Annotated in this window: 5 protein-coding genes and 1 rRNA gene; 3 read left to right on the forward strand and 3 right to left on the reverse strand. The window is 74.2% G+C overall.

What is annotated here, in order from left to right; translation table 11 throughout:
• Window positions 1–70: 70 nt before the first annotated feature.
• Both AB0C21_RS41285 and AB0C21_RS41290 read left to right on the forward strand, forming a co-directional pair.
• Complete coding sequence (locus AB0C21_RS41285; protein ID WP_500211768.1) at window positions 71–1,420, forward strand: DUF1015 family protein; 1,350 nt, start codon at window positions 71–73, stop codon at window positions 1,418–1,420.
• A gap of 7 nt (window positions 1,421–1,427) precedes the next feature.
• Window positions 1,428–2,366 (forward strand): MBL fold metallo-hydrolase, encoded by a 939-nt coding sequence (locus tag AB0C21_RS41290; RefSeq protein ID WP_500211770.1) that lies wholly within the window; start codon window positions 1,428–1,430, stop codon window positions 2,364–2,366.
• A 25-nt stretch (window positions 2,367–2,391) separates the two neighbouring features.
• Here AB0C21_RS41290 and AB0C21_RS41295 read toward each other — a convergent pair whose 3' ends face one another.
• Both AB0C21_RS41295 and AB0C21_RS41300 read right to left on the reverse strand, forming a co-directional pair.
• Complete coding sequence (locus AB0C21_RS41295) at window positions 2,392–3,558, reverse strand: alkaline phosphatase PhoX (protein ID WP_500211772.1); 1,167 nt, start codon at window positions 3,556–3,558, stop codon at window positions 2,392–2,394.
• Window positions 3,559–3,663: 105 nt separating this feature from the next.
• Window positions 3,664–4,680: a hypothetical protein gene (locus AB0C21_RS41300; protein WP_500211780.1), complete on the reverse strand. Its 1,017-nt coding sequence runs from the start codon at window positions 4,678–4,680 to the stop codon at window positions 3,664–3,666.
• On the opposite strand from AB0C21_RS41300, the gene AB0C21_RS41305 reads away from it, so the two are divergent.
• Window positions 4,633–6,012: a hypothetical protein gene (locus tag AB0C21_RS41305; RefSeq protein WP_500211774.1), complete on the forward strand. Its 1,380-nt coding sequence runs from the start codon at window positions 4,633–4,635 to the stop codon at window positions 6,010–6,012. The two genes, AB0C21_RS41300 and AB0C21_RS41305, sit on opposite strands and share 48 nt — an antisense overlap.
• A 95-nt stretch (window positions 6,013–6,107) precedes the next feature.
• On the opposite strand, the gene rrf is transcribed toward AB0C21_RS41305, so the two are convergent.
• Window positions 6,108–6,202: ribosomal RNA gene (gene rrf / locus AB0C21_RS41310) — 5S ribosomal RNA — on the reverse strand; the annotation flags it as partial.

The raw sequence follows: 6,202 nt of genomic DNA on the forward strand, positions 1-6,202 counted from the left end.
GGACCTCCCCTCGGACATCGATCACTACGACCGTACCCGCCGCGCCTCCGGACGCCCTCCGCTGAATAGCATGCCCAGCGTGGACGACGACCTCTCCTCCGGTCTCGACCCCGAGGAGTTCAGCGCACGGATCTTCGGGACGGCGGCTCCGCGCACGGGCGGCGGCCTGGAACTGGCCCCGTTCCGCGGCGTCCGCTTCGTCCCCGAGGTGGCCGGCGACCTCGCCTCGGTGACCATGCCGCCGTACGACCTGATCGACGAGGCGGCGGCGCTGCGGCTGCTGGCGGAGGGCGGCCACAACATCATCCGGCTCAACCTCCCGCGCGCGGCCGGGGAGACCTACGCCGAGGCCGGCCGGCGGCTGCGCCGCTGGCTGGAGCGCGGCGCGCTGACCGTCGACCCCGAGCCGGCCCTGTACGTCTACGAGGCCGCCCGCGGCGGGGCGGTCCTGCAGCGCGGCCTGATCGGCGGCCTCGGCCTGCGCGCGGAGTCCGACGGCGTCGTGCTGCCGCACGAGAACGTCTTCCCCGGCCCGGTCCGCGACCGGCTCGCGCTGATGGCGGCGGCGAACGCCAACCTGGAGCCGATCTTCCTGGTGTACGAGGGCGGCGGCGACGCGGCCGGCGTCGTCGACGACGCCGCGGCCGGGACGCCGCTGATGGAGTTCGACGCCGACGACGGGCTGACCCACCGGCTGTGGCGCGTCGCCGACCCCGCCCTGCACGCGCGGGTGGAGGCCGACCTCCGCGGCAAGCAGGCCCTCATCGCCGACGGGCACCACCGCTACGCCACCTACCGCGCCCTCCAGGCGCGCCGCCACGCGGCCGGCGACGGCCCCGGCCCCTGGGACGCGGGCCTCGCCCTGCTGGTCGACTCGACGCGCTACCCGCCGCACCTCGGCGCCATCCACCGCGTGCTCCCCGGCCTCCGCCCGGACGTCGCGCTGGACAAGGCGCGCCAGGTCTTCCACGTGTCCGCCTTCCCGGACGAGGAGGCGGCCCTGGACGCCCTCGCCCGCGCGGAGGGTCCCGCGTTCCTCCTCGGCGGCGGCGACTCCCTCCACCTGCTCACGGGCCCGGACCCGGACGCCCTGCGCGACGCCATGCCGTCCGGGCACTCGGCGCGCTGGTCCGCGCTCGACACCGCCGTCCTCGACCACCTCCTGATCGGCGGCGTGTGGGGCGTCCCGGAGGACGAGAACACCGTCGAGGTCGTGCACGACGACCCGTCCGCGGCCGTCGCCCGCGCCCGGCGCAGCGGCGGGACGGCCGTGATCCTGAACCCGCTCCGGGTGGAGGACGTGCTGGCGATCGCGGGCGGGGGCGAACGCGTGCCGCGCAAGTCGACCTCGTTCGGCCCCAAGCCCCGCACGGGCCTCGTCCTGCGGCTGCTCGACCCCGACGCCCCGCAGAGGCCATGATCGGGGAATGGACACCACGACCACCATCACGCCGCTCGGCGGGGACGTCTACGAGATCGACACGCGGATGGCCGGGTACTCCGGCATCACCGCCGGATATCTGATCCTCTCCGACCGGCCATGCCTGGTGGAGCCGGGAACGTCCGGCTCGGCGCCCGTCGTGCAGGCGGCGCTGCGGGAACTGGGCGTCGGACCCGACGACCTGGCGAGCGTGGTCGTGACGCACATCCACCTCGACCACGCGGGCGGCGTCGGCGACATCGCCGGGATGTACCCGCGGGCGGAGATCGTCGTCCACGAGAAGGGCGCGCGGCACCTGGCGGACCCGTCCCGCCTCATGCGCAGCGCCCGCATGGTCTACGGGGACAGCCTCGACACCCTGTTCGGCGAGCTGAAGCCGACGGACGCGGCCCGCATCCGGGCCGTCGAGGACACCGGCGTGATCGACCTCGGCGGCGGGCGGCGGCTGGAGTCGCACTACTCCCCCGGCCACGCCAAGCACCACGTCGGGCTGATGGACTCGCAGACCGGCGACCTCTACGTGGGCGACGCCGCGGGCATCTACATCCCGGAGACGGCCGACGTGCGGCCCGCCACGCCTCCCCCGGACTTCGACCTCGACACGGCGCTGGAGTCGCTCGGCAAGTTCCGGTCCCTGGGCCCGCAGCGCCTGCTGTTCGCGCACTACGGGCCCGTGCAGGAGGTCCAGGACACGCTGGAGCGCTCCGCGGAGGAGCTGCGCATCTGGGTGGACGCCGTCCAGGACGCCCACGACCGGGGCCTCGACCTGGACCACGCCGTCGCCATGGTCGTCGACCGCACCAGGGACCGCTACGCGATCACCAAGGACGGCGTCGATCCGGGGCTGGCCGCCAAGTACGAGGTACTGAACAGCACCGAGAGCAACGTCGCCGGGATCATGCACGCCCTGAGCAGGCACGCGTGACGGCACCCGGCACGCCCGGGGCCCGTCAGCGGCGGAAGGGGCCGGTCACCTCGAAGGTGTAGCCGTCCGTCCCGGCGATGAACCCGCTCTTGCCGCGCTGGGAGGAGAAGTACAGGCGCGCCCCGTCCGGGCTGAACGCGGTCCCGGTGATCTCCGACTCGTCGTGGCCGACGACGCGCAGGAACGGCGTCACGATCCCGCCGGTGGTGATGAGGTTGATCTCCATGTTGTCGCCGTCCTCGGCGACGTAGAGGTCACCGGACGCCGTCGCGGTCACGGCGTCGACGCCGTGCAGCGGGGCCTCGCCGGTGGTGACGAGGTCGTCGTCGTAGGCGATGTCCAGCCGCCCGCCCGCCGCGTCGTACGCCCACACGCGGTTGTCGCCCTTGGTGGTGAAGTAGCAGACGCCGTGCGTGTAGTAGCAGCCCTCGCCGCCGTCGAAGCGCATGGCGCCGTCCACCTGGTCCCGGGTCGGCGTGAGCCAGACCTCGGGGTTCGGCACCTTCGCCCACTGGACGGGCCCCGTCCCGGAGCCCACCAGCACCTCGAGCGTCCCGGACGACAGGTCGCCCCACGTCCGGGGCCGGAACCTGTAGAAGCAGCCGTCCGGCTGGTCCTCGGTGAGGTAGACGACCTTCCGCTCGGGGTCGGAGGCCGCCGCCTCGTGCTTGAACCGGCCCAGCGCCGGCCGGGCGACCGCCCCCTTCTGCCCGCGCGGGTCCGTCTCGTGGACGAGGCCGAGGTCGTGCTCCTCGCACGACAGCCACGTGCTCCACGGGGTCGCCCCGCCGGAGCAGTTCAGCGTCGTGCCGTTCAGGATCCGGTACGCCGAGGCGACCTTCCCGGACGCGTCGAACCGCAGGGCCGACACGCCGCCGACGACGGGCACCTCCGAGTTGCTGACGTAGATCCAGCCGTCGCCGTCGCGGAAGCACGCGCCCCCGTCCGGGGCGGGGTGCCACGTGTACCTCGTCCCCTCGACGCGCTGGAGCGAGCGCGCCACGACCCGGCTGGTGAAGCCCTCCGGCAGCTGCACCCCGTTGCCGTCCGCGGGCCGCAGCGGACCGTAGGGACTCGGACCGGGCTGGGCCGGGCCCGAGGCGAAGGCCCGCTGCCACAGCGCGCCCGAGAAGGCGGTCGTCCCGCCCGCGACGGCGGTGGCGCGCAGGAACGTGCGTCGGTCCAGGGGCATGGCAACTCCAAAGAGTCGATCACCGCCGGACGCGTCCGACGGCCCCCCGAACGGCGCGGTCCCGTGAATATCCGGGAAACCTACCCGCCAGTCAAGTACCGGCCGTCATTCCTCCGGCGGCGGCCGCTCCTCGTCGGCCTGCCTCGGCTCCAGGAACAGCATCGGGGCCTGCGGGGCGCTCTCGTCCGTCGTCTCCCGCACCTCGGGCTCGGCGGGCCGGAACTCGATGTCCGTGGCCGACGCCTCGCCCGGTTCCCGCGGCTCCTCCGCGTCACCGTGTTCGGCCTCGGGCACGTCGGCAGGCTCGGTCTCCCCCGCCTCTACGGTCTCGTCGACCTGAACACCGCCGGCATCCTCGGCCCGAACACCGTCGATCTCCCCGGCCGGGACGCCGTCGGCCTCCCCGGCCTGGATGTCGTCGGCTTCCTCGGCCTGAACGCCGTCGGCCTCCTCCGACTGAACGTCGTCGCTCTCCTCGGCCTGGAGGTCGTGAGTGTCCTCCACCGGAACGTCGTGGGTCTCCTCCACATGGACGTCGTCGGTGTCGTCCTCCTCGGTGTCGAGGATGTGGAGGCCTTCGAGTTCGGCGTACCGTTCGGCGGCATCGGTGTCCCCGTCCCGGTCGGCCGCGGCGGCCCGCGCGAACCAGTCGGACGCCTCGCTTTCGCGTCCCGCCTCGACGAGCGCGTCCGCGTAGGCGTAGAACAGCCGCACCGACCACGGGCGGAGCCGCCGGTCGCGCAGTTCGGGGATCTGCAGGGTGACCACGGCCGCGTCGGTCTGGCCCATGTCGCGCCGCACGCCCGACTCCACGATGCGCAGTTCGACGCGTCCCATCGGGTCGAGCTTCTCCGCCTCCGGCGACTTGATCAGGTCGAGGGCGCGCTCGGGCCGCCCGAGACCGCGCTCGCAGTCGGCCATCAGGGGCAGGTAGGAGTGGTCGCCGGCGCCCAGCCGCCGCGCGGCCCGCAGCTCGGCGAGCGCGTCCGCCCACTCGCCCGCGTGGTACGCCGCGATCCCGGCGGCCTCCCGGACGATCCCGACGCGGGACGCGAGCCGCCGCGCCGCCTTGGCGTGCCGGTAGGACTGCTCCGGCTCGTCCTCGGCGAGGCGGCCCGCCATCACCAGGTGCCGGGCGACCTTCGTCGCCAGCTCCTTCGGCAGGGTGCGCAGCTCCTCGCGCGCCTCGACGTCCAGCTCGTCGCCGGTGACGTCCTCGGGCAGCAGCGGATCGTCGTGCTTGGGCGCCGGCCGCTCACGCTCCTCGTACCGTGCGGGCCGTTCCCCGCGGTCGCGAGGCGGTCCGTAGGAGCGCCCGCCGTCCTGGGGGCGCCGCGGCCCGCCGCGGCCCTTGAACGGCTTCTCACGGTCGCCGGGGCGGCCTTCACGCCGGCCTTCGAACCGCTGCCCGCCCGTACGGCGGTCGTCGCGGTCATCACGGCGGCCCCGGAACGGACGGTCCTGCGGACGCCCCTCGGTGCGCCGCTCACCCTGACCGCCGCGGCCCTGGAACCCGCCGGGACGCCCTTCACGGCGCGGCCCGCCGCCCTGGCCCGCGCGGGGCCCGCGGCTCTCGAAGGGCCGCCCTTCCCGCCGCTCGCCGCGCTCCCCAGAGAACCCGCTGTCCCTACGCTCGCCGCGCGGCCCAGAGAACCGATTGTCCCTGCGCTCCCCACGCGGCCCGGAGAACCGGCTGTCCCGACGCTCACCGCCCTGACCCGAGGGCCGACCGTCACGGCGTTCGCCGCCCTGACCGGAGAACCGGCCTTCCTTGCGCTCGCCACGCTGGCCGGAGAACCGGCTGTCCCGACGCTCGCCACCCTGGCCAGAGGGCCGACCGTCCCGACGCTCATCGCGCTGGCCGGAGAAACGGCTGTCGCGACGCTCGCCGCCTTGGCCCGAGAACCGGCCCTCCTTGCGCTCACCGCGCTGCCCGGAAAACCTGCTGTCCCGACGCTCATCGCGCTGACCAGAGAATCGACTCTCCCGACGCTCACCGCCCTGACCCGAGGGCCGACCGTCGCGGCGTTCGCCGCCCTGACCGGAGAAGCGGCCTTCCTTGCGCTCACCGCGCTGGCCCGAGAACCGGGTGTCTCTGCGCTCACCGCCGCGCTGGCCGCCGAAGCGGCTGTCCGAGCGGCCCTCACGGGATTCGGGGCGCCCCTCCTCGGAACGCTTGAAGGGGCGGCCGGGCTTGCGGTCGTCGCGTTTACCGCGCGCGTCCCGCTCCTGCCCGCCGCCAGGACGGCCGCGCCCGCCCTGCGGGCCACCGGCGCGGAACGCCCCGCCGCGAGGACCACCGCCCTTGCGGGCCCCGGGCCCTCCCTGGCCGCCGCGGGAATCGCCCCCACGCCGGGCCGGCGTGTTCCGCCGCCCGTTGTCGCCCCGCCGCTCGCGGCTGTCGTCGCCGCGGCCGTCCTCTTCCGCGCTCATCACGTCCGTCACTGTTTTTGATGTGGTTCGGTGGACTCTTCAGCCTACTTTGGCCTGGCCACGACATGCGTCGAGGGCCGCCCCGCACAATCCGGGGCGACCCTCGACCAATTCAAGTCCGGCGGCGTCCTACTCTCCCACACGGTCTCCCATGCAGTACCATCGGCGCTGAAGGGCTTAACTTCCGGGTTCGGGATGGGACCGGGTGTTT

It is taken from the genome of Spirillospora sp. NPDC049024 (assembly GCF_040649235.1).
Classification (GTDB): Bacteria; Actinomycetota; Actinomycetes; order Streptosporangiales; family Streptosporangiaceae; genus Spirillospora.